Source organism: Nonomuraea endophytica (assembly GCF_014203235.1).
GTDB classification, from domain to species: domain Bacteria; phylum Actinomycetota; class Actinomycetes; order Streptosporangiales; family Streptosporangiaceae; genus Nonomuraea; species Nonomuraea endophytica.
Map to the genome: position 1 here is coordinate 91024 of NZ_JACHIN010000024.1, position 25192 is coordinate 116215.

Below are 25192 nucleotides of genomic sequence, written 5' to 3' on the forward strand. Positions count from 1 at the left end.
CGGCCGTACCCCATCGGCGTGCCCGGCGGGATCTTGGCGAGACCTCTGGCGCCGGCCGTACACAATCAGCTTGAATCAGCCCCGAAGGGGGTGCTTCTTGACCGGCCCGCTACGTCTTCCCGACGAGCCGATGCCCGAGCCCAAGCCGAGAAGGCGCAGGGTGCCGCTGGCCGCGCCCGTCGCGGCGGGTGTCGCGGCGGCGGCGGCGAGCATCCTGGCGGCCTCCCTTGAATGGGAGATCCCGCCGATAGCCAAGATCGGTGTCACCGCGACCGCCGCGCTTCTGGTGGGGCTGACCACGTGGGCCACCACCGAGGGCGGCGTGCGCCCGCGGCGGCAGCGGCTGACCGCCCCAGACGCGCCGGGCCGCGCGCCCGACCAGTGGCCGCCGGTGCCCGAGCACTTCACCGGGCGCGCCGAGTCGCTCAACGAGCTGCGCTCGGTCTTCGCCGGGCGCAGGAGGCCGAGCGAGCTCGAGCCGCCGCTGGTCGCCTCCGTGTACGGCAGGGGCGGCGTCGGCAAGTCGGCGCTGATGGCCAGGTTCGGGCACGAGGTCGCCGGCGGCTTCCCCGACGGCAGGCTCTACGCCGACCTGCGCGGCGTGGGCCCGGACGAGGTGCTGATCGGCTTCCTGCGCGCGCTCGGCGTCCGCCTCACCACCGACCCGGGCGGCGTGGAGGAGCTGCGCAAGCTCTGGCTCACCTGGACCAAGGGCCGGCGCATCCTCATCGGCCTGGACAACGCCGACGACGGCGAGCAGGTCAAACCGCTGCTGCCGGCCGACCCGGGCTGCGCCGTCATCGTCACCTCGCGCCACCCGCTGTTCCTGATGAACGCGATCGACTTCCAGCTGCCGGTCTTCAGCGAGGCCCAGAGCGTCGAACTGCTGGCCCGCCTGGCCGGCGGCGCCCGGGTCGTGGACGACCTGGAGTCGGCCAAGAAGATCGTCGGCATCTGCGACCACCTGCCGCTGGCGATCAGCATCTGCGGCGCCCGGCTGGCCACCCGCTCCACCTGGTCCTTACGCGAGCTGGCCGGCCGCCTGGCCGACGAGCGCCGCCGCCTGGACCAGCTGGAGCTCGCGCCGAGGGTGGACAAGAGCGTGCGCGCCTCCGTGCAGCTCAGCTACGAGGACTGCACCGGCATCCAGCGCCGCCTGCTGCGCATGCTCTCCGGCCTGACCGCTCCCGACGTGCCCGGCTGGGTGGCCGGCGCGCTGCTGGACACCTCCGAGCTCGACGGCGGCGACCAGCTGGAGGCGCTGATCGACGCCCAGCTCGCCGAGTGCTCCGGCACCGACCCGACCGGCGTGATGCGCTACCGCCTGCACGACCTGGTCCGCCTGTTCGCCGCCGAACTGCCGGAGGAGCGCCGCGGGCCGGCGACGGAGCGGGTGCTGAGCGGCTACCGCCACCGCGCGGAGGCCGCCGCCCAGGATCGCTGGCCGCAGGACTGGAGCAGGGGCGGGCGGCGTTCCAGCGCCGAGGGGCAGTCGCAGGCGGCCGACTGGCTCAACGCCGAGCGGCTCAGCGTGATCGCGATGATCCACCACGCCCGCGAGCTGGAGCTGTGGGAGCAGACCTGGGCGCTGTCCAGGGCGTTCTGCTCGCTGTGCCACTCGCTGCGCGCCTACTGGGCCGACTGGCGGGCGGTCGCCGACATCGGCCACGCGGCGGCGCTGCGTACCGGCGACCGGCGGGTGCTCGGCATCGCGCTGCTCGACCGCGCCGCGGTGGCCAGCGGCGGCAGCACCGCCGACGCCGAGACGGCCCTGGAGATCTTCACCGGGCTCGGCGAGTCCTGGTGGTCGGCCCGCTGCAGGCGCACCATCGGCATGATCCTTTACAGCGGCGGCAACCTCGACCGCGCCCAGGACTACCTGCTTGAGGCGATCGCCGGCTTCCGCGACGTGGACGACCTGTGGTGGATGGCCCGCACCCAGCGCAACCTGGCCGAGCTCCGCCTCGCCGAGCGCCGCACCACCGAGGCGCGCGAGCTGCTGGAGGACGCGCTGGAGGTCTTCGAGCGCGACGGCAACCGCTACTCCGAGGCACAGACCCTCCGCGTGTACGGCGAGGCCCTGGCCGCCCAGGCCCGCGGCCTGCGCAGAGAGGGCGAGACCAGGGCGGCGGCCGAGCACTTCACCAGGGCGGGACTCAGCCTGGACCGGGCCACCGAGATGTTCAAGCAGCGCGGCGAGCTGTGGGAGGTGGCCCGCTGCCTGCGCTCGGCCGGAGAGGTCGGCAACCCGGCCAACAGCCTGGTCGAACTGGACCACGTCCGCGAGTCCGGCGACATCCTGGCCGCGCTCGGCGACTCCTGGGGCGTCGCGCGCAGCGCCCAGTCGGCCGGACGGGTGCTCGGGCGCATGGGCCGGGTCGGCGAGGCCCAGGAGGAGCTGCGCCGCGCCTACGCCGCCTTCGAGGAGCTGGGCGAGCGCTGGCGGATGGCCCAGTGCCTGCGCTACCTGGGCGAGGCGCACCTGGACGCGGCCGAGCGCGAGGCCGCGGTCGAACCGCTGGAGCGGGCCAGGGAGATCTACCGCAGCCTCGGCAACGAGGCGGGCACCCGCAGGACGCTCGAACTGCTCAGACGAGCGGCGTCCTGAGCAGTTCCCCCGCGGTCTGCCTGGCCTGGTCGATGCTCTGCTCGAAGAGCTTGCGCACCTGCGCGGCCTGGGCCGCCAGCTCCCTGATGTGGGCGCGGGCCAGGTCGTCGCGGACCGTGTCGGCGATCAGCGCCTGGTAGTCGGGCGTCCTGGCGGCCAGCGCCTCCAGCCGCAGGTGCGCGTGGTAGACCTCGTCGGCCTTGCGCACCTGCATGGCGTACTCCTCCAGGCGGCGTACCCGCTTCGACAGCGACGTCCAGGCGGCGTCCAGGGCGGTGCTGTAGGGCTTGAACGCGTCCTCCAGCGCCGAGGGCATCAGCTGGGGCACGATCTGGCCGTGCTCGGCGTGCATGGACGAGAGCTTCGCCAGCCGGGTGCCGATCTGCCAGACCTCCTCCGGCAGGGACACCCGGTTGTTGACCGAGTCGAGCAGCCCCGCCCGTTGCACGTCGGCGGCGAGAATCCGGTCCACGGCGTCCTGGGCCCGGCGCAGCAGCCGCGAGCAGGGGTAGTCCAGGTCCTGCGGGAGCACGTAGTGGGCCGAGTACTCGTAGGCCAGTTTCAGGCGCCGCCGCGCCGTGGTGTTGGAGACGCCGGTGGCCGCCCAGCGCAGCAGGGCGATCAACCCCATGCCGACGCCGGCGACGATCATCCCCTCGGTATTGGTCAGCACCCAGATCAGCAGCAGGAACCCGGGCAGCACGATGAGCAGGGCCGGGTTGAACGTCCGCTCCATCCGCCGCCCGCGGCGAGCCATGTGGAGCAGGTGCGGGCTGGCCCGGAGCTCGGCCGAGATCTCGGCCGGCAGAGAGGGGTCGATGACCAGCCGCGGGGGATGAGCGCGCGGATCCATACGTTCATGTTGCGTTATGAACGGGGAATTCGCTCACATGTAGGTTAATCAGATGAACAGCTGGATTGAGCTACAAGGGGCAGTCAACGCTCGTGACCTGGGCGGGTTGCCGACGAAAGACGGCCGGACCACCCGCTCCGGCAGGATTTACCGATCCGACAACCTGCAGGGTCTCACCGAGAGTGACGTCTCCTACCTCGTGGGTGAGCTCAAGCTCCGGCACGTGGTGGATCTGCGCTCGCACGCCGAGGTCGCGCTGGAGGGTCCCGGCCCGCTGACCCGAGTGACCGAGGTCACCCATCACAACCTGAGCTTCTTCGCCGAGGGCGGCAAGCACACCGACGTCGAGGCGGACTCCATCGACGCCGACAAGGTGCTGCCCTGGCAGGAGCGCCAGCTGGACGAGGAACTGCGCGTCACCGGCTTCTACTTCGGCTACCTGCGCGACCGGCCGGACTCGGTTCTCGGAGCGCTGCGCGCGCTGTCGCTGGACGACGGCGCGGCCATCGTGCACTGCGCGGCCGGCAAGGACCGCACCGGCGTGGTCTCCGCGCTCGCGCTGGAGGTGGCCGGGGTGACCAGGGAGGCGATCGTGGCCGACTACACGGCCACGGGCGAGCGGATGGACCGGGTGCTGGCGCGGCTGCGCGCCAGCTCCACCTACCGCGACGACCTGGACTCGCGCCCGGCCGACGACCACATGCCGCGCGCGCCCTACCTCGAGCAGTTCCTCGGGGTGCTCGACGACCGCTTCGGCGGGCCGCTGGAGTGGCTGCGCTCGCACGGCTGGACGCAGGACGACACCGCGGCGGTGCGGGCCCGCCTGCTCTAGGTTCAGTCGAGGTGGGTGAGCATGCCCTGGAGGGAGGACAGGCGCGCGGCCTCGATCACCTTCAGGGCCTCCACCACGTCCGCCGGGTCCACCGGGGGCGGGCCGCCGTCCCTGAGCGCCGACTCCACGCCCCGGTAGAAGGCGAGATAGTCGCCGGGCGCCGTGGGCAGCGGGCGGGCCGCGTCGTCGGTGCCGATCAGGCCCCAGCGATCCTCCGGTTCGTCGCCGAAGCCGGGCTGGTCCGGGGTGGCTCCGGCGCGCAGCCGGTCCTCCTGGACGTCCAGGCCGTACTTGACGTAGGCGCCGGTCGAGCCCAGCACGCGGAAGCGCGGGCCCAGTTGTCCGGTGACGGCGCTCATCCACAGGTGCGAGCGCACGCCGCCGTCGTGGGTGAGCGCGACGAAGGTGTCGTCGTCGGAGCCCACGCCCTCCCGCCTGGCGTCGCTCTCGGCGTAGACGGTGCGGACCGGGCCGAACAGTTGCAGCGCCTGGTCGACCAGGTGGCTGCCGAGGTCGTAGAGCAGGCCGCCGACCTCCTGGGCGCCGCCGGACTCGCGCCAGCCGCCCTTGGGCTGAGGACGCCAGCGCTCGAAGCGCGACTCGAACCTGGCCACCCGGCCGAGCCCGCCCTCCTCCAGCAAGGCGCGCAGGGTGAGGAAGTCGCCGTCCCAGCGCCGGTTCTGGAAGACGGTCAGCAGCAGGTTCCGCTCCTTGGCCAGCGCGACCAGCCTGGTGGCCTCCTCGGCGGTCGCGGCCAGCGGCTTGTCCACGACGACCGGCAGGCCCGAGGCCAGCGCCTCGGTGGCCAGCGGGACGTGCGTGCGGTTGGGCGAGGCGACCACGACGAGGTCGCAGCGGGGGAAGAGTGACTCGGCGTCGGGTACGGCCGCCGCGCCGTACTTGTGCTCCACCTCGGCCGCGCGCTCCGGGTTACGCGTGACCACGGCGGCCAGGCGCAGGCCCGGGGTGGCGTGGACCAGCGGCCCGTGGAAGAACTGCCCGGAGGGGCCGTAGCCGACGAGGCCAACCTGGATGTCGTCCATGGCCCCAGGTTACTTAGAGATCTTCGTCCCGCTCGGCCAGGAAACGCTCGAACTGCGCCGCGAGTTCGTCGCCGGTCGGCATCGAGGACGGCTCGGCCAGCAGGCTCTCCTTGTCGGACCCGGCGGCGAAGGCGTCGTACTGCTGCTCCAGGCCCTCGATCGCGGTGGACAGCTCAGCGGAACCGCGGATCTGCTCCTCGATCTCCACGTTGGTCCGCTCGGCGGCGTCACGCAGCCCTTCCATGGGGAAGACCAGCCCGGTGCCGCGGGTGACGGCCTCCAGGGCGGTGACGGCCGCGTGGGGGTACTCGGCCTGTGAGAGGTAGTGGGGCACGTGGACGGCGTAGCCCACCGCGTCGTGGCCCTGGCCGCCCAGGCGGAACTCCAGCAGCGCCGCCATGCTGCCCGGCACCTGCACCCGGCCGAAGTTGCTGCTCTGGGGCCCGATGAGCTCGGGACGGCTGGCGTGCATGGTGATGCCGAGCGGCCGGGTGTGGGGCACGGCCATGGGGATGCCGTGCAGGGTCACGATCTTGCTCACCTTGAGCTCGGCGAGCAGCGCGCCCACGGCCTTGGCGAACAGCTCCCACTCGCGGTCCGGCTCGGGGCCGCTGAGCACGAGGAACTGCGTGCCGGTGGCGTCGGCGGTCGAATAGACGGCCAGCTCAGGACTCTCGCAGTCCACCCACTTGTCGGTGTCAAAGGTCATGATGGGCCGGCGGGAGCGGTAGTCGAGGAGGCGGTCCACGTCGAACGTGGCCACGACCCGGTGCTCCAGCTCGGCCAGGAGGTGGCCCAGCGCCAGTCGTCCGGCGCCGCCCGCATCGACGAAACCATCGAAGTGGTACAAAAGCACCGGATCGGTCAGCTCGGGCGCATCTTTGGCGAGCTCGTAGAGATCCGTCGGGTCGAACACGGTTGGACAGCCTTTCCCTAGGTACTCTCCACAGCAACCTACGGCGAGCCGGAACGATTCCGTGCAGGGCACCCTATCGAGGCAGAATGGGCTTCATGGACGGGGAGCAGGAGCTCGAGGAGTTCGCCACGCGCATGTTCGATCTGGCCAGGGCCGGGGACACCGAGACGCTGCGCGCGTACGTGGAGGCCGGGGTGCCGGCCAACCTGACCAACGGCAAGGGTGACACCCTGCTGATGCTCGCGGCCTATCACGGGCACGCGCCGACCGTGCGGATGCTCACTGAGCTGGGCGCCGATCCCGGGCGGCCGAACGACCGCGGGCAGACGCCGCTGGCGGGGGCGGTGTTCAAGAAGGAGCCCGAAGTGGTCAAAGTGCTGCTGGAAGCGGGTGCGGACCCCAAAACGGGCAACCCATCGGCTATCGACACAGCCCGCATGTTCGGGGTGGAGGACTGGTTGACATAGCCCCCAAGGGCAGAAAATTCGCTATTAATGCGATATGGCCACCCTCCAAGATCATTGCGATCATGTGGTCATGGCTAGAACCTCTGCGCAAGCCACAAACAACCCATCCCTCCGCATCCCCATCCTGCAGTGCCCGTTCGAAAGCGAGGTGAACCCCTACGTAGTAGAGGCCAGCGAAGACAGCTTCGCCTGGCTCCTCGAGTCAGGCATGCTGAACGAGCCCGACATGCTGGAACGTTACAAGAGCGCCAGGTTCGGATGGCTCACCGCCCGAGCCTACCCCCTCGTCGACCGCGACATGCTCAAGCTCCTCATGGACTGGTGCATCTGGCTGTTCGCCTTCGACGACGGCTTCTGCGAGTCGGAGAACCTCAGCCGCCACACCGCTCTCATCGCCAGGGCCCTCCCGGAGATGTTCCGGGTCCTGCACGACATCGAATCCGACGAACCCGTCACCAACGTGTTCGCCAAGTCACTGCAGGGGCTCAAGGAGCGCATCGCCGAGCACGCGGAGCGCGACCAGCTCGACCGGTGGTCCACGGCCACCAAGGAGTACATCTTCGCCCAGGTCTGGGAGGCCGCCAACCGCGAGTCCAACGTGGTCCCCAGCCCGGAAGACTACGTGTTCATGCGCCGCCGCACCGGTGCCATGTACCCGGTCTACGCCCTGATCGACATCGCGGGTGGCCGGCGGCTCACCCCCGACGAATGGCACCATCCCGACATCAGGGCCCTCACCGAGCACGCCAACGACCTCGTCGTCTGGGACAACGACCTCTTCTCCTACGCCAAGGAGAAGAAGCACGACAAGGCCCGGCACAACCTCGTCAACGTGCTCATCACCCATCGGGGCTACTCCCTGCAGGAGGCGCTCGACGAGGTCGCGACCATGCATGATCGCGCCGTCGCCGAGATGGTGCGCCTGCGCGGGTCGGTCGACACCTGGGGCACCCGCGCCGTCCGCGCGTACGTCCAGGGGCTGGAGCACTGGGTCCGCGGCCACATCGAGTACTCACTAGGCAGCGCGAGGTACGTGCACGCCTGGCCGACGGGCACCGAATGGGCCCAGGCCGTCTGAGTCAGGACGGGGCGTCCAGTTCGCCCAGCGCGAGCGCGGACGCCTCGTCCAGGTCAAGCTTGGCCCCGAACTCCGACGCCTGCTTGTACGCCACCTCGCCCAGCGACTTCTGGCACTCCTTGACCAGCTTGTCGTGGTCGTCGGTGAGCCACGGAGCGCCCAGCATCGGCAGGCCCGCGGTCTTCCAGTTTTGCTGCAGCGCGCCCAGCAGGCGGGCCGACAGCAGCGGCTGCTCAAGAGCCGTGTAGATCCGCGCGGTGGTCTCCAGCGCGATCAGCGTGCCCAGCGTGTCGTGGAAGTGCCGCTTGATCCGCAGCCCCTCCTGGGCGTCCTGCAGCGCGTCGTCGGCCCGGCCGGTGGCCAGCCGGGTGAGCGCCAGCGCCCAGTACGCGTAGGAGCTGACGAACAGCTCGCCGCGCTCCTTGCACACCTGCAGGCAGTCGACCAGCAGCGACTCGGCCTCATACAGCTCGCCCTGCGAGGTGAGCACGATCGACAGCTCGACGATGGCGGGCAGCAGGCCGGGGTTGAGCTCCTTGTTGTCGGTGTTGAACTCGATCGCCACGCCCAGCAGCGCGCTGGCCTTCTGCAGGTCGCCCTGGAGCAGCGCGGCGGTGCCCTGCATCTTGGAGGCCAGGATGACCGCCTTGGAGTCGCCGACCCGGACCGCTTCGGTGCTGCACTGCTCGGCCGCCGACAGCGCGCCGGTGCTGTCGCCCTGGGCGCTGCGCACGTACGACAGCACCCACAGCGCCTTGCACCGTTCCTTGCTGGGCGTGGGGTTGGCCTGCAGCGCCCGCTCCAGGTAGAGGCGGCCCTCGCGGGTGAAGCCGCAGCAGATCCACATGAACCACAACGACGAGAGCAGTTTCAGCGCGAGTACGGCCTCGCCCGCCGTGTGCAGGGCGTGCTCCAGCGCGACCCGGACGTTGTCATGCTCCTGGCGCATGCGCACGAACCAGTAGATCTGCCTCGGGCCGGACCAGGCGTCCTCGCTGCGCTGGGCCAGGCTCAGGTAATACTGCAGGTGCTTGTGGCGCATCTGCTGGCTCTCGCCGAGCTTGTCCAGCCACTCCTCGCCATACTCGGCCAGGGTGTCGATCAGCTTGTAGCGTACGCCCGCGTGGTTGCTGCGGATCAGCAGGATCGACTTCTCCACCAGCCCGGTGACCAGGTCGGTGATGTCCTCCGAACGCAGCCGGTCGTCGGCGCAGACGAACCTCGCCGCGTCCAGCTCGAAGTCTCCGGCGAAGACCGACAGGCGCGCCCACAGCAGCCGCTCGGCCGGTTCGCACAGCTCGTGGCTCCAGCCGATGGCCGCGCGCAGCGTCTGGTGGCGGGGCAGCGCGGTGCGGCTGGCCCCGGCCAGCAGGCTGAACCGGTCGGCCAGCAGCGCCAGGATCTGATCCACCGACAGCGCCCGCAGCCGCACCGCGGCCAGCTCGATCGCCAGCGGGATGCCGTCGAGGCGGCGGCACAGCTCGGCCACCGAGCCGATGTTGTGCTCGTCCAGCGCGAACTCCGGCATCACAGAACCGGCCCGCGCCGCGAACAACTGCACCGACTCGTTGGTGAACAGGCTCTCGGTCAGGTCCTCGCCCGGCACCTGCAGTGGCGGAACCGGCACCACCCGCTCGTACGGCAGGTGCAGCGACTGCCGGCTGGTGGCCAGGATGCGCAGGCTCGGGTTGGCCTCCAGCAGCTCCTCGACCAGCTCGGCGCAGCCCTGGACCAAGTGCTCGCAGGTGTCGATGATGAGCAGCATGTGCCGCCCCTCGACCCACTCCGTCAGCGACTCCGAGGCCGCGCGCGAGGACTGGTCGGCGATGCCGAGCGCCGAGGCGATCGTGTGCTTGACCATGCCCGCGTCCTGAAGCCGGGCCAGATCGGCGAACCAGACGCCGTCCTCGTACTGGGAGCGGACCTGATGGGCCAGGCGCAGCACCGTGCGTGACTTGCCCACGCCGCCGATGCCGGTGACCGTGACCAGGCGTGACTCACCCAGGTGGCGTTTGAGATTGGCGAGCAGGCGGGTCCGGCCCACGAAGCTCGTCAGCTCCGCCGGCAGATTGCCTTCTCGCCGCCAACCTGTAGGGGTGGCCATGGGCAGCCTCACGGGGGGTTAGGCGACACCTGCAAAGGCATCGTACCCCCGGTCAAACCTGATGTCCTTTGGGTGGCGGACGGCGTGGGGTCGGGTTTGTTCGTCTCGGTAGCATGTATTCCGTGAGCGAATTTCTCCCGGAGCAGACCGCCGACGACACCGACGTGGCGTGGGGCGACTGGCGCGAGGCCGACGACGACAGTTTCTACCTGGAGAACAAGCCGCCCCACTGGGGTTAGGACACCACGTCCTTGCGCCGGAAGCGGCGGAAGGTGAAGGCCAGCAGCAGCGCCGCGTACGTCACCGAGATCGAGGCGCCCTTCGCCATGCCGCCCCAGTCGATGGTCGGCGCGAGCGCGTCCAGCCAGGCGGTGTTCCAGAACGTCGGCAGGAATTCCCGCAGCGTCCCCAGCGCCTCCACCGCCTGCAGGATCGTGCAGACGATCCACAGCCCCACCGCGCCGCCGACCGCGCCGAGCGGCGAGTCGGTGACCGTGGAGATCAGGAACGCCAGCGCCGCCACCACGAGCTGGCTGACCAGCGCGTAGCCGATCACGATGCCGAAGCGCGGCAGCACGTCCAGGGCCGGGATGACCTCGCCGGTGCCCGGCACCTGGATGTCGTCCCAGCCGAACGCGACCGTCCCGGCCAGCAGCGCCATGAGCGGCAGCGCGATGACGGCGGCGGCGGAGAAACCCAGGGCCACGATCAGCTTCTGGCGCAGCAGGCGGTCGCGCGGCACCGGCGCGGCCAGCAGGTAGCGCAGCGACGACCAGTTCGCCTCGCTGGCCACCGTGTCGCCGCAGAACAGCGCCACCGCCACCACCAGCAGGAAGCTGGCCGAGACCGACAGCGCGAAGGCGGCGAAGTTCAGGCCGCTGGCCGTGGCCAGGTCGGAGATGCGCAGGCCTGGCTGCTGCCCGCTGGGCTGCTGGGGGCCGAACTGGAAGGCGATGACCAGGATCCACGGCAGCGCGAGCAGCAGCCCGAACATGACCATGGTCCGGCGCCGCTTGAACTGCCGGACGATCTCCACCCGCAACGGCAACGTCCGGCCGGGCGCATAGCCTTCGGCCCTGTTCATGGGTCGCTCACCCTCCTCGTTCGCTGCGCGGAGTCCCTCCTCCGTCGGGCCTCCACTCCGCTCACTCCGTCGGGTTCGCTCCGCGGTCACGAGTTCTCTCCGATCAGGTCCAGGAAGACGTCCTCCAGGCGGGGGCCGTGGCCGTTGGAGCTGGCCAGCAGGGCGGCGACCGGGCCGGTGGTGATCAGGCGGCCGCGGTGCATGACGACCACGTGGGTGCAGGTCTGCTCCACCTCGGCCAGCAGGTGACTGGAGACGATCACCGTGCGGCCGTCGCGGGCGTAGCGCTTCAGCACCTCGCGCATCTCCCTGATCTGGGGCGGGTCGAGGCCGTTGGTGGGCTCGTCGAGCACCAGCAGGTCGGGCAGGCCCAGCATCGCCTGGGCGATCGCGAGGCGCTGCCGCATGCCCTGCGAGTACGTGCGCACGGCACGTTCCAGCGCCGCGCCGAGCCCGGCGATCTCCAGCGCCTCCTCCATGTGCGCCTCGGCCGCGGGCCGGCCGGTCGCCGCCCAGTACAGCTCGATGTTCTCCCGGCCCGACAGATGCGGCAGGAAGCCCGGCCCCTCCACGAACGAGCCCAGCCGCGACAGCACGGGCGCGCCCGGCGTCACCCGCTCGCCGAAGATGCGGATCTCGCCGGCGTCCGGGTGGATGAGGCCCATCATCATCCGCATCGTGGTGGTCTTGCCAGCTCCGTTGGGACCGAGCAGGCCGAGCACCTGGCCCTGCTCGACGCGGAACGACAGCTCGTCCACGGCCTTCTCGCCGTTGCGGTAGGCCTTGGTCAGGCCGCTGATCTCCAGCGGCGCGGAGTCCTCCTCGACGGTACGGCCGGCCGTACCCCTGCGTGCCCTGCCCATGGCCAGCAGGACGGCGGCCAGCACGATCGCGGCCAGCGGCATCGCCCACACCCACCACGCGACGCCGCTCGGCGGCGCGCTCAGCGTCGCGACCGTCGGCACGCTCAGGGCGGGGGCGGCGAGCGCCACCCGGTAGGAGGCGGGCTCGGCCGGGGTGGCGAAGCCCATGTCGGTGGTGGTGACGGTCAGCCGGAGCCGGTGGCCCACGGTGAACCGGTGGTCGAGCGCGGGCAGCGCGACCGTCACGTCGGCGCTCTGCGCCCCGTCGGGGATCTTCACGCGCAGCGGCGCGACCAGCCCGGCGGGCAGGGTGGGCGGCTGGATGGCGTCGGGGACGTCGTACAGCTTGGCGAACAGCGTCACCTCGCCCTTGCCGTAGACGCGCAGCTTCACCGACGGCGAGCCGGTGAGCTGGAGCGGGGCGGTCAGCGGGGCCGACTCGAAGCTCGCCGCCTGGCCGGGCATGTCGAGGGAGACGCTCAGGTTGTTCTGGCCGCCTCCGCCTCCGCCGCCGCCGAGCAGGCCGCTGACGCCGGGCACCGTGGAGATGGAGGCGGGGTTGCCGCCGGGCGGGTTGACGATGTTCTGCTCGGGGCCCGACAGCGTGACGTCCGTGGTCGTGGTGCCGGACAGGCCCGGGTACGCGCCGGTTTCGGGGTGCAGGCGGATGCGCTGGCGGGTGCCGGGGTCGCGGCCGCCGTCCCTGGTCACGGTGAACGCCTGGACCGGGGTGGCGGCGGTGTCGCCCTTGAGGTGGCGGGCCAGCCAGGCGGAGGTCTGGGCGTAGAGCCAGTCGGCCTCGCCGTTGCCGCCGTCATGGCCGCCGTCGAACCACATGACGCTCACCGGCGTGCCCGGCGCGATCGCCTTCGCGTTGGCGTCGGCGTGGCCCAGCGGGAACAGCGAGTCGCGCTGGCCCTGGATGAGCAGCGTGGGCGCCTTGACGCGGCCCTGGACGGAGCTGGGGCTGGCCTTGCGCAGGAGTTCGATCGCCTCGGGGGTGGCCCGGCCGGTCGTGGCGACCTGCTGGTAGATCGCGCAGATCTCCGGCAGGAAGCGGCCGCAGCGCGCCTCCTCCGCGGTCATCGGGGCCGGCTGGCGGGTGAGCGCCTGCAGTCCCTGGGCCGAGGGGGCGCCCCTGCCGAAGAAGAAGCCCGCCCACAAGCTCTTGAACACGCCGCTCTGCGGGCCCTGGCCGGTGGCGTCGGGGAAGAGGGCGTCGGCCAGGTCGTACCAGGTGATCTGGGGGACGATCGCGTCCACCCTGGCGTCGTGGGCGGCGGTCATCAGCGCGATGGCGCCGCCGTAGGAGCCGCCGGCGATGCCCACGCGCGGGTCGCCCGCCTTGTCCAGGACGACCTCGGGGCGCTTGGCCAGCCAGTCGATCAGCTGCTTGACGTCCTTGACCTCGTAGTCGGGGGAGTTCAGCGCGATCTGGCCGGTCGAGCGGCCGAACCCGCGGGCCGACCAGGTCAGGACCGCGTAGCCGTCCTGCGCCAGCCGGAGCGCGTCGGCGCGTACGCTCTGCTTGCTGCCGCCGAAGCCGTGCGCGAGCAGGACCGCGGGCGCCTTCCCGCCGCCGGCGGGCGGGAAGAACGTCGTGTCGAGCTCCACCCGCTGGTCGTCGGCCGGGCCGTCGATCACGGCGACGCGGCTCTCCTGGCCGCGCACCTCGGGACCCGACGGCCACACCAGCCACGCCACTGCCCCGATCAGGGCAAGTACCGCGACCAGCGCGGACACTCTTCTCATGCGCTCGGAGCATACCTACCGATTCTGAGAGATCACTGAGATCCGCAGGTGGAGGGCGGCTGTGACGAGGACCACGACGGCCGTGGCGGTGTGGATGGCGAGCGCGGCCATGACCGAGCCGCCGTTGGCCAGGATGACCGCGGCGTCGCCGAACGGGATCAGCGAGATCACCGCCAGGCTCCAGCCGAGCGCCCTGCGCTGGCCCGACAGCAGCAGCGCCAGCGGGATCAGGCCGGACACCAGGTCCCGCACGCCCTTCACGTTGAGGAATCCGGCCGCCTCCGGGCCGGGCCAGGCGGGCAGGCCGAAGCTCGGGGCGGTGGCCAGCGGGGTGAACAGGTAGCTGAAGCCGACGTAGCCGATCATCAGGGCGGCGATCCAGGTCAGCGAGGCGGCGGTGACGCGCAGGGCGCGGGCGTTGTTCTTCATGGCCACAGCTTCGGCGGCGGTGCTTGGAAGGGACTTGGAGGCCGGCTTGGAACTCCTCGTACCATGTGGGGCGATGGTGCGGATCAGGGTGCTCGGGTCGTTCGCGGCCGAGGTCGACGGGGTGGCGGTGCCGCTGGGCGGGCCGCTTCAGCGTGCCGTGCTCGCGGTGCTGGTGGCTGCGCGCGGGCACGTGGTCTCCGCCGACCGGCTGGTCGACGACCTCTGGCACGACCGCGCCCCCGCGCAGGCGCTCGCGTCGCTGCAGGCTTACGTCTCCAATCTGCGCAGGCTTCTCGAACCCGGGCGGCCGCCGCGCACGCCTGCGCGGCTGCTGGTGAGCGCTCCTCCGGGGTACGCGCTGCGGCTGGCCGGGGACGCCGGGGACGCCGTGGACGCGTGGGAGTTCGAGCGGCTGCTGGACGAGGCGCGCTCCCTCGACGGCGCGCGGGCGCGGGACCTGGCGGAACGGGCGCTCGGGCTGTGGCGGGGACCCGCCTACGCCGAGGCGGCCGGGGCCGGGTGGGCCCTCGCCGAGGTGGCGCGGCTGGAGGAGCTGCGGCACGTGGCGCGGGAACTGCGGGTGGCGGCCGGGCTGCGGGCGGGCGACGCGGCGGGGGCGGTGCCCGAGGCCGAGGTGCTCGTCAGGGAAGCTCCGCTGCGCGAGGAGAGCTGGCGGCTGCACGCGCTGGCCCTGTGGCACGCGGGACGGCAGGGGGACGCGCTGGCCACCCTGCGGCGGGCCCGCGAGGTGATGGCCGACGAGCTGGGGCTGGATCCCGGGCCGGTGCTGGCCGGGCTGGAGTCGGCCATTCTGGAGGGGCGGGTGGAGGCTGTTGGGCCGCCGGTCGCCGCCGCTCCGGCGGTGGAGGTTGTCGCGCCGCCGGGTGCCGCCGCTCCGGCCGTTGGCGGTCCGCGGGCCGGTGGGGGTGCGCGGGCCGTACCGGATGGCGGGGTGTTCGTCGGGCGCGCGGCTGAGCTGGAGGCGCTGCTGCGGGCGGCCGCTTCCGCGCGTGACGGCGGGCCTGAAGTCGCGCTCGTGAGCGGGGAGGCCGGGCTCGGCAAGACCTCGCTTCTGCGACGGCTGCACGACCGGCTGGCCGGTGACGGGTGGCTGGTGGCCACGGGAAGCTGCCCTCGGGCCGAGGGGGTCCCGCCCGCGTGGGCGTGGGGGGAGATCCTTCGGGCCGTGGCCGCGCAGGCGCCGCCGCCCGCCGAGCTCGCCGCCACCCTCACCCCGCTGCTCGGCGAGACCGCCACCGTGTACGGCGACGCCGCCACCGGCCGCTTCCTCCTGCACCGGGCGGTCTGGTCGTGGCTGGCCGGAGTGTCCGCGGAACGCCCGCTGGCCGTCATGCTCGACGACCTCCACTGGGCCGACGCCGAGACGCTCGCGCTGATGTCCGGGCTGGAGGGCAGGGTGCTGCTCGTGGCCGCCTACCGCGACGACGAGCTCGACGGCGGCTCCACCGAGACGTTCGCCGCGCTGGCCAGGCGCGAACCGCTGCGCCTGCGCCTTCCCGGACTGGCGCGGGACGCGGTGGCCGCCCTGTTGTCCGCCCTGAGCGACGTCCCGGTCGACGCCCCGACCGTGGCGGCGCTGACCGAGCGGACCGGCGGCAACCCGTTCTTCGTCCGCGAGACCGCCCGCCTGCTCGACAGCGAAGGCGCCTTCCGGCGGCCGCGGGCGCTGCTCGACGGGGTGCCGCAGGGGGTGCGCGAGGTGCTGCTGCGGCGGCTGGCCAGGCTGCCCGAGGGCGCGGTCAGCGTGCTCAGGCTGGCGGCGGTCGCCGGGCGGGAGGCGAGCGTCGACGTGCTCGTCGCCGCCTCCGACCTCGGCGAGGAAGCGGTGCTCGACGGCGTGGAGTCGGCGCTGATCGCCGGGCTGCTCACCGAGCCCGGGGCGGGACGGGTGCGGTTCGTGCACGCGCTGGTGCGCGAGACGGTGGCGGGGGAGCTGTCGAAGGCCCGCGCCGAGCGCCTGCACCTGCGCGTCGGCGACGCCCTGGAGGCCCACGACCCGGACGACGCGTCCGCGCTGGCCTATCACTACGCGCGGGCGCGTTCCCCCAAGTCCGTCGGGTACGGCATACGCGCCGCCGAGCTGGCCGAGGCCCGCTTCGCGCACGCGGCCGCCGTGGACCTGCTCACCGGCGTGCTGGCCTACCTGGACGACCACAAGCGCGAGCGCGCCGGGCAGGCCCCGGCCGAACGCATCGACCTGCTCGGCAGGCTCCTGCGCGCCCAGGTGCGGGCCGGTGACCTCGGCGGCGCCAGGGCGACCAGGCAGCTCGCCATCGACGCCGCCGACGGCGACCCCGAACTGCAGATCGCCGCCTTCACCGCGTGGACGGGCCCGGTCCCCTGGCAGAACCACGCCTACGGCAGCGTCGACCGCCCGCTGGTGGCGCTGCTGGAGCGGCTCATGGAGCGGCCCGGCCTGGACGAGGAGGTGCGCTGCCGCCTGCTGGACGCCTACGCCGCCGAGCTGGCCGCCCAGGGCGCCCCCGAGGCGCGGGCCGCCGCCCGGCGCGCCGTCGCGATCGCCGCGGGTCTGGACGACCCGTCGCTGCTCGCCCGCGCCCTGTCCACCCTCACCCACGACCTCGACCCGGTGCTCGACGCGCCGGAACGCGCCGGGATCGCCGAACGGCTCGCTCGGGTGGAGACGCCCGAATACCGGTGGTACACGCTGTTCCTGCGCGCCACGGATGCCGTCGCCCGGAATGAGCCGGAGCGGGCGCTGGAACTGGTCGAGGAGAGCCTGGAACTGGCCAGGCGCTACCGGATGACCGAGCCGGTGAACGTGGGGGAGTGCGCGCTGGCCACCCTCGCCCGGATCAGGGGGGACGACGTCTCGGCCCGCCGTACCTATGCCGAGGCCACGGCGCGCATGGCCGAGCACGGCTCGCTGCACGCGCACGGGTACCTGCTGCTCGTGCGGGCCGCCTTCATGGACGAGGACCTGCCGCGGGTCGCCCGGCACCTGCTGGAGGAGTACGGCGGGCTCGCCGCGGACCTGGTCGCCGTGGTCCTGGCGGCGGAAGGGCGGCTGGATGAGGCCCGCGAGATGCGGCGGCGGGCGGTGCCGATCAGGGCCGACTACTTCTTCCCCGTCTTCGCCGCCTTCCGTGCGACGGCGATGGTCGCGCTGGACGAGCGCGAGGGCGCCCGCGAGCTGTACGACGCGCTGCTCCCGCACGCCGGCGGGCCGCCCGCGGGCGCGGGCAGCATGTCGGTGGCCCTGCCGCCGCCCGCGCACACGCTCGGGCAGCTGGCCCGCCTGCTGGGCGAGGAGAGTACGGCCCGCGCCCACTTCACCAGAGCCGCCGAGATCGCCGGCCGCTGGGGCGCGGACCGCTGGGCCGCCGACTCCCGTGAAGAGGGCCGTCGGCTCTCGTGAAGCTGGCCGTTGGGGTTCCGTGAAGCAGGCCGTCGGCTTCTGCGATGTGCGTCAGGCCAGGATGGCGTAGACGGTGCTCGCGTGGGCGGCCGGGTCGGTGGCGCCGTCGGGGGTGAGGGTGACGTCGGCGAACGCCAGCGTCCTGCCCAGCTTGGTGATCCGCACGTGCACCAGCACGTCCTTGCCCGCCACCGGCCGCTGGAACGTCGTGGACTGCTGCACCGTCGTCATCGGCACGAAGCCGCCCCTGGCCGAGGCGATCGCGATCACCGTAGCCGTGTCGGCGGCGGCCATCATGGCCTGCCCGCACAGTCCGCCGCCCTGCCTGGCCAGCGTGTCGGACCACGGCAGCCGGACCACCGCGTGGCGTTCGCCGGCCTCTTCCACGCGCAGCCCGAGGTCCTGGATCCAGGGGGCGAAGTAGTCCCGGAGAATCGCGTCGCCTTCTTCAGGTGTCACGGGCTCATCATGCACGCTGGGGACCATGGATGTGGAGACCGTCTTTCTGCCGTCGACGTACGAGAGTGGCGTGCCGTACGAGCTGTTCGCCCGGTTGCGGGAGGAGGCGGCGGTTCACTGGGTTCCGGAGCCCGCGGTGGGGCCGTGGGGGGCGGGGACCGGATATTTCGGGATTTTTCGGCATCAAGAGGTCAAGCATGTGCTGCGTACACCCGAGGACTTCTCCTCCCATCGCGGCGCCACCCAGATCCGTGACCCGCAGACGCCCGCCGATCTCGCGTTCGTGCGGGCGATGATGCTCAACACCGACCCGCCGGACCACTCCAGGTTGCGCAGGATCGTGGCGGCGGCGTTCTCGCCCCGGGCCGTGCGGCTGCTGGAGCGCACGATCGCCGGGCGGGCGGCGGCGCTGTTCGCGGCGGGGGAGTGCGACTTCGTGGAGGTGGCGGCCGACCTGCCCGTCTGGACGCTCGCGCACGTGATGGGCGTGCCGGACGGCGACCGGCGGCTGCTGCACGACTGGGCCTCGCGGGTGATCGGCTACCAGGACGCCGACTACGCGGGCCTGTCCACCGCCGACGCGCGGCGGCTGAGCCCGATGGGACAACTCGCGCTGGCCGCCCGCCCCGAACTCGCACCCGGCGTGAACCCCCGCTCGAAGGCCGCCCTGGCCGACATGTTCGCCTACGCCAAGGCGCTGGCCGCCACCCCCACCGATGAGACGTCCGTGATGTCGGCCATGCTCAAGGGCGGGCTCACCGAGGCCGAATTCCAGAACATGTTCTTCCTGTTCGCCGTCGCCGGCAACGAGACCCTGCGCAACGGCATCCCCGGCGGCCTGCTCACCCTCCTGCGCCACCCCGCCGAGCACGCCCGCCTGCGCGCCGACCCCGCGCTCCTTCCGGCCGCGATCGAGGAGATGTTGCGCTTCTGGCCGCCCGTCATGAACTTCCGCCGTACGGCCACGCGCGACCTCACCCTCTCCGGCCAGGAGATCAAGGAGGGTGACAAGGTCGTCGTCTACCACGCCGCCGCCAACCGCGACCCTTTGGCCTTCGCCGAACCTGACCGCTTCGACGCCGGCCGTACCCCCAACGACCACGTCAGCTTCGGCTTCGGCCCGCACTTCTGCCTGGGCGCGCACCTGGCCAGGGTGCAGATGCGCGCCGTCTTCACCGAGCTCCTGCGGTGGGAGGTCACGCTCACGGGCGCGCCGGTCCGCCTCACCTCCAACTTCCAGAACGGGCTCAAGCACCTTCCCGTACGGCTGCGCCCGGCTTGATCTGCGGTTTGTGTCCTGGGTAAAGGCCGGGCAAGATTTCGTGCCGTGAAACGAGCAGCAATGATCAAGGCCTGGGCTCTGCCGTACTGGACCAGAGGCCAGGCGGGGCGCGAGACGCCACCGGACCTCTTCCGGGTCCTCTACTACGGCTGGCTGGCGGCGTTCTCCCTCAAACTGCTCGGATCGGCCTGGGACGTCTCCTGGCACTTCAAGTGGCTGCGCGACGACCTGGCCCCGCCGCACCTGCTGAACTCGGCCGGAACGGCCCTCGCCCTGGCCCTCACCATCGTCCACGGCTACACCGGCTACGGCGTCGACAGGACCGCGCTGCGGCTCATCCAGTGGGGGACCGGCATCTTCCTGGTCGCCGTCCCGCTCGACCTGATCAACCACCGCGTCAACGGCCTCGACATCACCTCGTGGAGCCCGTCGCACATCCTGCTGTACGTGGGCACGTTCTTCATGATCGCCGGGGTGATCCGGGGCTGGTTCACCGGAGCGCCGCCGGGCCGGGAGCGGACCGTGGTGCTGGGCGCGTTCTTCGCGTTCTTCCTGGAGAACGTGCACTTCCCCGAACAGCACCAGGAGTACGGCGTGCTGTCCATCGGCGCCTGGGACAACAACGCCGCCTACGCCGAGCCGATCCTGCTGCAGTTCGCCGCCGACCAGATGGGGCGGCCGGTCGACCGGACCACCATGGTCGGCTTCTCCCTGCCGGTGCCGGACGCGCTCTACCCCGTCTACGCCGTCGTCGTCGGCATGACCGTGCTGGCCGTCGCCCGCCTGATGATCGGCCGCTTCGGCAGCGCCACCCTGATCGCCGCCGCGTACGTCGGTTTCAGGACGCTCGTGTGGCCGATGCTGACCGCCACCGGGTTCCCGCCGTCGGCGGTGCCGTTCTTCCTGATCGCCGGGGCGATCGCGGTGGACCTGGCGTTCGCGATCAGGATGCCGGTGGTGCGCGCCGTCGCCGGATCCGTCCTCGCGACCGCCGCCGTCTACGGCGGGCTGATCGCGCAGAGCGCGCTCATGGGCGGCGTGTACGGCACGCTCAACGGCATGCACGGCCTCCTCGGCGCCCCACCCCTGGCCACGGCCTCGGCCATCTGGGCAGGGGCTGGCCTCCTGGTTGCCTGGCTGGCCGGCGAATGGTTCGTCAACCGCTTCGAACTCCACCCCCTCAACCCCCGAGGCGTCGTCCCCGCCTAACCACTCACCCGCCCCCCACGGGGCTGTGCGCCCCCCGGGGCTGTGCCCCCTGGGTGCTTGGCTGGGCCGCGCCCCACGCCGCGCCCCACGCCTCGCGCCCCACGCGCGCTCGCGCCGCCCAGGCGGTCAGCCAGCGCCCCGCGCGGTTGTGCTCGCGCCTCGCGCTCCGCGCGCGCTCGTGTCGCCTGGGCGGTCACCCGGCGCCCCGCGAGGTTGTTCCCGCCTGGGCGCCAAGCCGGTTCCCGCGCGTAGGCGTGCCCCCTGGGCTCTTGGCCGGGCACTTACGGGGTTGCGCCCGTCCAGGTGGTCGGCTGGGGCCCGCGTGGATCTGTGCCCGTCGGGGTGGTCAGCGGGGCGGCGTGGGGGTGTGGCCGGCGGGTGGTTAGCCGATTGAGGCGCGGGTGATGGCTACGGCGACGCCGTAGGCCAGGCCCATCACGGCCACCTCCGCGCTGGCCCAGCCGACCACGGAGGTGGCCTTCCCGGCGGCGATGCCGGGCAGCAGGCGCCACCTGATGTGGGCGGCCAGCGGCACCAGCAGGGCGGTCAGGGCGACCTTGGTGACGACGAGCAGGCCGTACTCGGTGGTGAGGATCGCGTCCGGCAGCTCCACGCCCGGCGTCAGCGCCAGTGTGCCGAGGCCGCTGACCAGCCCGGACGCCGCCACCAGCGCCAACGCTAGCGTCGCCAGCCGGGAGAACTTGGGCAGCGCCGTCGCCAGCAGGTCGCGGCGCGGGGCCAGGAACACCACGGTGGCCAGCAGCCCGCCGGTCCAGGCGGCGGCGCCGATCACGTGCAGTTCCATGGAGATCATGATCGGGTCGTGCCAGACGGAGTCGACCGCGTGCCCGGTCACCGGGATCGGCAGCAGCCCGAACGCCGCCACCACGATCCGCAGCTCCGCCGGAACCTTCTCGCCGTACCGCACCGCCATCAGCCCGATCCCCGCCGCCGCCAGCGCGCACGCGGCGCTGAACAGCAGTCCTTGGCCGGTGCCCACACCGTCCACGTAGGCGGTGATCATGCCGAGGGTGGGGACGCCGCCCGGGTTGAGCTCGGCGGTCTGGAAGACGATCGTGACCAGCGCGCAGATCGCCCACGCCCAGGCGGCGGTGACCGCCAGCGGCCGTACCCGCCGAAGAACCGGCTCGGTGCGTTCAGGCTCGTCGAACCCGAGCAGCTTGGGCAGCAGGCTCAGCCCGACCGTCGCCACGGCGGCCACGTCGAGCAGCACCCGCACAACGGGCAGCCCGAAGGCCACCACCGGCCCCGGCAGCACGATGCCCGGTACCGCCTCCTGCGCGGTCACCGTGCTGGCCACCACAGCCGAGGCGACAGCAGCCAGCACGAAGACCCCGGCCATCCCACGCACCCCGGCCATCCCACGCACCCCGGCAAGCCCGTGCACTCCGGCCATGCCACGCACTCCGGTCATCCCGCGCACGGTGGTCAACCCACGCTCGGTGTCCGGACCGCCGGCGGCCGGACCGCCTGTCCCGGTCTCGTGATCCTCGCTCTCGTGGACCGGCGTGGTGCCGCTCACGCCTGTGCGCCCTTGTCTCCCGGGGGTGCGGCGGGCTGAGCGCTTCGGCGCAGGGCGATCACGGTTCCGGCCGCGAGCAGCAGCAGGGCGCCGACGATCCAGACGACCGCCATCCCGGCCCCGCCGTTGGCCGCCGCCTCCGCCGCCTGCGCGCTGAGGTCGGCCGATCCCGTGGCGGGCCGCGCCACTGCGGCAGCACTGGGCTGCCCGTCAGCCGCCGCGGTAGGTGCCGCGGGGGTGGTGAGCTTGAGGGTGAAGCGGACCTGGCCGGTTACCGGGTGGCCGTCGGACGACAGGATCCGGTAGCCGATCACGTACGCGCCGTCCGTGGTCAGTGTCTTCAGCGGTACGGTCACCCGCTCCTTGGCCACCACGGTCGCGCCCGAGGTCAGCGCCTCGCCCCCCGGCCCGGTCAGCCCGATCTGCGCGTAGCCACGCCGTACCGGCTGGTCGAAGACGAGCGTGACCCGCTGCGGCGCGGCGGTGAGCACCGCGTCGGCACCGGGGTCGCTGGAGACCAGCACGTTGTGCGCCTGCGCTGGAGCGATCCAGCCGCCGACCGCCGCACAGGCGAGCAGCAGGACCGTGAGAAGCCGCCTCACCGATCTTGACCTTCCCTCGAACACCTCGAAACCCGTCTATGGTCCCACCTATGGATGACCTGTTCGGCGGTGCCGCCCCCTATTACGCCAGACACCGCGCCGACCACGGCGAGGCGGCGATCGACCGGCTGGCCGCGGCGTTCGGCGCGCGGGCCACGGTGCTCGATCTGGGCTGTGGTCCGGGCACGGTGGCGATCCCGCTGTCGGAGCAGGTGGAGGGGGTGCTGGCGGTCGATCCGGCGGAGGAGATGCTGGCCGAGGGGCGCAAGCTGGGCGCCGGGCGGGCGAACATCCGGTGGCTGGCCGGCGATTCGACCGCGTTGCGGGAGTTGCCGGGTTTCGGCCATGTGGTGATGGGCCGGTCGTTCCATTGGATGGACCGGCGGACGGTCCTCGCCGACCTGGACGATCTGCTGCCGCCGGACGGGATCGTGGCGCTGGTGGGTCCCACGCGCGACCACGAGAACCTGCCGTGGGAGCCGGTGACGCGGCGGGTGCGGGAGGAGTTCGGGGTGAACGGGCTGACCGCCCGCGACTCCTACCAGGCCAGCGGCAAGCACCATGACGAGGTGCTGGCCGACTCGCCGTTCGGGGACCTGGAGTCGGAGGTGTTCACCTGGCGGCGCGACCGGGACCAGGACGACGTGATCGGCCTGCAGCTGTCGTACTCGTACTCGGCTCCGGCCCGCCTCGGCGAGCGTAAGGACGCCTTCGTCGGCGCGCTGCGGGCCGCCCTGACGGCGGCGAACCCGTCCGGCCGCTGGGTGGAGGAGGTCCGCACGCAGGTCCTGCTCGCCCGCCGCCCCTGAGCACAAATGCCCTAAAGTACGGCGAAGCAAACCGTAATCGGCAAAAAGGGAACCGGCGATGAAGGTGCTCAGCGGAGCCATGCACTACTTCCGGACGCTGCCCCAGCAGTGGCCGGACCGGCTGGGCAAGCTGCGGGCGATGGGCGTGGACACGGTCGAGACGTACGTGCCGTGGAATCTGCACGAGCCGCGCCCCGGCCGGTTCGACTTCACCGGCCTGGCCGACATGGAGGGCTTCTTCCGGGCAGCGGGGGAGGCGGGGCTGAAGGTCATCGTGCGGCCGGGGCCGTACATCTGCGCCGAGTGGGAGAACGGCGGGCTGCCGTCATGGCTGCCCGGCCCCTACCGCTGCCACGATCCGCGCTTCCTGGAGCCGGTGGACCGCTTCTTCGACGAGCTGGTCCCGCGCATCGCCGCGCACCAGGTGACCAGGGGCGGCAACGTCGTCATGGTGCAGGTGGAGAACGAGTACGGCTCCTACGGCACCGACCCCGTCTATCTGCGGCACCTGGCCGACGGTCTGGTACGGCGCGGCATCGACGTCCCGTTGTTCACCTCCGACGGCGCCACGGACCTGATGCTGACCGGCGGCACGCTGCCCGGCGTCCTGGCCACGGCCAACTTCGGCAGCGGGGCCGAGCGGCAGTTCGAGGTTCTGGCGCGGCACCGGCCGGACGACGACCCGTTCTGCATGGAGTTCTGGAACGGCTGGTTCGACCACTACGGCGAGCCGCACCACACCCGCGACCCCCAGGACGCCACCCAGGCCCTGGAGGAGATCCTGGAGCGCGGCTCGGTCAACTTCTACATGGCCGTCGGCGGCACCAACTTCGGCTTCTGGGCCGGGGCCAACGCCGACGGCGACACCTACCAGCCGACCGTCACCTCCTACGACTACGACGCGCCGATCTCGGAGAGCGGGGCGCTGACGCCGAAGTTCTGGGCCTACCGGGAGGCGCTGGGCCGCCACGCCGACCTGCCGCCGGTGCCCGAGAGCCTTCAGGAGACGCTGCCGCCACAGCACGTGGAGCTGGGCGAACGGCTGGCGCTGCTCGACTGCCTGGACGTGCTCTCGACCGGGACCGTGCGCAGCGCGGCCACGCGTACGTTCGAGGAGCTCGGCCAGGACTACGGCCTGGCCGTCTACCGCACTCGGATCCCCGGGCCGCGCGGCGACGCGCTGCGGGTGGGAGTCAGGGGGCTGCACGACCGGGCGAACGTGCTGGTGGACGGCGCCGTCGCCGGAGTTCTGGAGCGCAACGGCGCGTCCGACGTGGAGGTGAAGACTCCGGCGGAGGGCGCCGAGCTGACGCTGGTGGTCGAGGCGATGGGCCGGGTCAACTACGGTCCGCTGGTGGGCGAGCGCAAGGGCGTCCTGGACGGCGTGCGGCACGACCAGCAATACCTGTTCGGCTGGGAGATCGACCCCGTGCCGCTGTCCGACGTGTCGGCGCTGCCGTGGGGGCGCGCGTCCGCTTCCGAGGGCCCGGCCTTCCACCGCGGCACCCTCCACGTCGAACGGCCCGCGGACGGCTTCCTCGCGCTGCCCGGCTGGGTCAAGGGCCACGTGTGGGTCAACGGCTTCCACCTCGGCCGCTACTGGGACAAGGGCCCGCAGATCACTCTCTACGTGCCGTGGCCGCTGCTGCGCGAGGGCGCCAACGAGATCGTCGTGCTGGAGATGGACGGCGCGCCTCAGGACGCCCGCGTCGAACTGCGGCCGGAGCCCCAGCTCTAGCTTGCGTACCGGTCCCGGGCTGGAGGGCCCGGGACCGGCCTCTCGGTTCCACCTCCACGTGACGCGCGGCCGCTCGGGGTTCCGGCCGCGCCGTTCGTTGGAACCGGAGGCGCCCCCAGGT

The 25192-nt window shown here is 72.2% G+C and carries 19 protein-coding genes; 9 read left to right on the forward strand and 10 right to left on the reverse strand.

The window, feature by feature from the left end; all coding sequences use genetic code 11:
- Positions 1–97 precede the first annotated feature (97 nt).
- Positions 98–2608, forward strand: a complete 2511-nt coding sequence (locus HNR40_RS49935; protein WP_184974832.1) for an ATP-binding protein — start codon at positions 98–100, stop codon at positions 2606–2608.
- Here HNR40_RS49935 and HNR40_RS49940 read toward each other — a convergent pair.
- A complete protein-coding gene (locus HNR40_RS49940; protein ID WP_184974835.1) occupies positions 2589–3461 on the reverse strand; it encodes a hypothetical protein in 873 nt (290 codons plus the stop codon). The genes HNR40_RS49935 and HNR40_RS49940 overlap by 20 nt on opposite strands.
- Positions 3462–3513: 52 nt before the next feature.
- On the opposite strand from HNR40_RS49940, the gene HNR40_RS49945 reads away from it, so the two are divergent.
- Positions 3514–4293 (forward strand): tyrosine-protein phosphatase, encoded by a 780-nt coding sequence (locus tag HNR40_RS49945; RefSeq protein WP_184974838.1) that lies wholly within the window; start codon positions 3514–3516, stop codon positions 4291–4293.
- Between the two features lie 2 nt (positions 4294–4295).
- Here the strand turns inward: HNR40_RS49945 and HNR40_RS49950 are convergent, their stop codons facing one another.
- Positions 4296–5336, reverse strand: coding sequence for a Gfo/Idh/MocA family oxidoreductase (locus tag HNR40_RS49950; RefSeq protein WP_184974841.1), 1041 nt, complete (start codon positions 5334–5336; stop codon positions 4296–4298).
- 13 nt (positions 5337–5349) lie between these two features.
- The gene (locus tag HNR40_RS49955; protein ID WP_184974844.1) at positions 5350–6252 is read right to left on the reverse strand and encodes a proteasome assembly chaperone family protein; all 903 of its coding nucleotides are present in this window, start codon (positions 6250–6252) and stop codon (positions 5350–5352) included.
- A gap of 95 nt (positions 6253–6347) precedes the next feature.
- Here HNR40_RS49955 and HNR40_RS49960 point away from each other — a divergent pair, with 95 nt between their 5' ends.
- Complete coding sequence (locus tag HNR40_RS49960) at positions 6348–6719, forward strand: ankyrin repeat domain-containing protein (protein WP_184974847.1); 372 nt, start codon at positions 6348–6350, stop codon at positions 6717–6719.
- Between the two features lie 208 nt (positions 6720–6927).
- Positions 6928–7797 carry a terpene synthase family protein gene (locus tag HNR40_RS49965; RefSeq protein WP_184974850.1) on the forward strand — a complete coding sequence of 290 codons (870 nt, stop codon included), beginning with the start codon at positions 6928–6930 and terminating at the stop codon, positions 7795–7797.
- A gap of 1 nt (position 7798) precedes the next feature.
- Here HNR40_RS49965 and HNR40_RS49970 read toward each other — a convergent pair whose 3' ends face one another.
- The 4 genes from HNR40_RS49970 to HNR40_RS49985 all read right to left on the reverse strand — a co-directional run bounded on the left by HNR40_RS49970 (position 7799) and on the right by HNR40_RS49985 (position 14029).
- Positions 7799–9913 (reverse strand): ATP-binding protein, encoded by a 2115-nt coding sequence (locus HNR40_RS49970; RefSeq protein ID WP_312896842.1) that lies wholly within the window; start codon positions 9911–9913, stop codon positions 7799–7801.
- A 223-nt stretch (positions 9914–10136) separates the two neighbouring features.
- On the reverse strand, positions 10137–10985 hold the full coding sequence (locus HNR40_RS49975; RefSeq protein ID WP_184974853.1) for an ABC transporter permease: 849 nt from the start codon (positions 10983–10985) through the stop codon (positions 10137–10139).
- An 86-nt stretch (positions 10986–11071) separates the two neighbouring features.
- The gene (locus tag HNR40_RS49980; RefSeq protein WP_184974856.1) at positions 11072–13600 is read right to left on the reverse strand and encodes a CocE/NonD family hydrolase; all 2529 of its coding nucleotides are present in this window, start codon (positions 13598–13600) and stop codon (positions 11072–11074) included.
- A gap of 15 nt (positions 13601–13615) precedes the next feature.
- Positions 13616–14029, reverse strand: a complete 414-nt coding sequence (locus HNR40_RS49985) for a DUF4267 domain-containing protein (protein ID WP_184974859.1) — start codon at positions 14027–14029, stop codon at positions 13616–13618.
- A gap of 73 nt (positions 14030–14102) precedes the next feature.
- Here HNR40_RS49985 and HNR40_RS49990 point away from each other — a divergent pair, with 73 nt between their 5' ends.
- Positions 14103–17429, forward strand: a complete 3327-nt coding sequence (locus tag HNR40_RS49990; RefSeq protein WP_184974862.1) for an ATP-binding protein — start codon at positions 14103–14105, stop codon at positions 17427–17429.
- A 51-nt stretch (positions 17430–17480) separates the two neighbouring features.
- Here HNR40_RS49990 and HNR40_RS57720 read toward each other — a convergent pair whose 3' ends face one another.
- Positions 17481–17888 carry a PaaI family thioesterase gene (locus HNR40_RS57720; protein ID WP_221341795.1) on the reverse strand — a complete coding sequence of 136 codons (408 nt, stop codon included), beginning with the start codon at positions 17886–17888 and terminating at the stop codon, positions 17481–17483.
- Positions 17889–17913: 25 nt separating this feature from the next.
- On the opposite strand from HNR40_RS57720, the gene HNR40_RS50000 reads away from it, so the two are divergent.
- Positions 17914–19170 (forward strand): cytochrome P450, encoded by a 1257-nt coding sequence (locus HNR40_RS50000; protein ID WP_184974868.1) that lies wholly within the window; start codon positions 17914–17916, stop codon positions 19168–19170.
- 60 nt (positions 19171–19230) lie between these two features.
- Complete coding sequence (locus HNR40_RS50005; protein WP_246510790.1) at positions 19231–20379, forward strand: hypothetical protein; 1149 nt, start codon at positions 19231–19233, stop codon at positions 20377–20379.
- Between the two features lie 382 nt (positions 20380–20761).
- Here the strand turns inward: HNR40_RS50005 and HNR40_RS50010 are convergent, their stop codons facing one another.
- Positions 20762–21814, reverse strand: coding sequence for a CopD family protein (locus HNR40_RS50010; RefSeq protein WP_246510791.1), 1053 nt, complete (start codon positions 21812–21814; stop codon positions 20762–20764).
- Positions 21815–21918: 104 nt separating this feature from the next.
- Positions 21919–22524: a copper resistance CopC family protein gene (locus tag HNR40_RS50015; protein ID WP_184974871.1), complete on the reverse strand. Its 606-nt coding sequence runs from the start codon at positions 22522–22524 to the stop codon at positions 21919–21921.
- A 50-nt stretch (positions 22525–22574) separates the two neighbouring features.
- Between HNR40_RS50015 and HNR40_RS50020 the strand changes: the two genes are divergently transcribed.
- Together HNR40_RS50020 and HNR40_RS50025 are read left to right on the forward strand one after the other, a co-directional pair.
- On the forward strand, positions 22575–23333 hold the full coding sequence (locus tag HNR40_RS50020; RefSeq protein WP_184974874.1) for a class I SAM-dependent methyltransferase: 759 nt from the start codon (positions 22575–22577) through the stop codon (positions 23331–23333).
- A 58-nt stretch (positions 23334–23391) separates the two neighbouring features.
- Complete coding sequence (locus HNR40_RS50025) at positions 23392–25071, forward strand: glycoside hydrolase family 35 protein (protein ID WP_184974877.1); 1680 nt, start codon at positions 23392–23394, stop codon at positions 25069–25071.
- Positions 25072–25192: the final 121 nt, after the last annotated feature.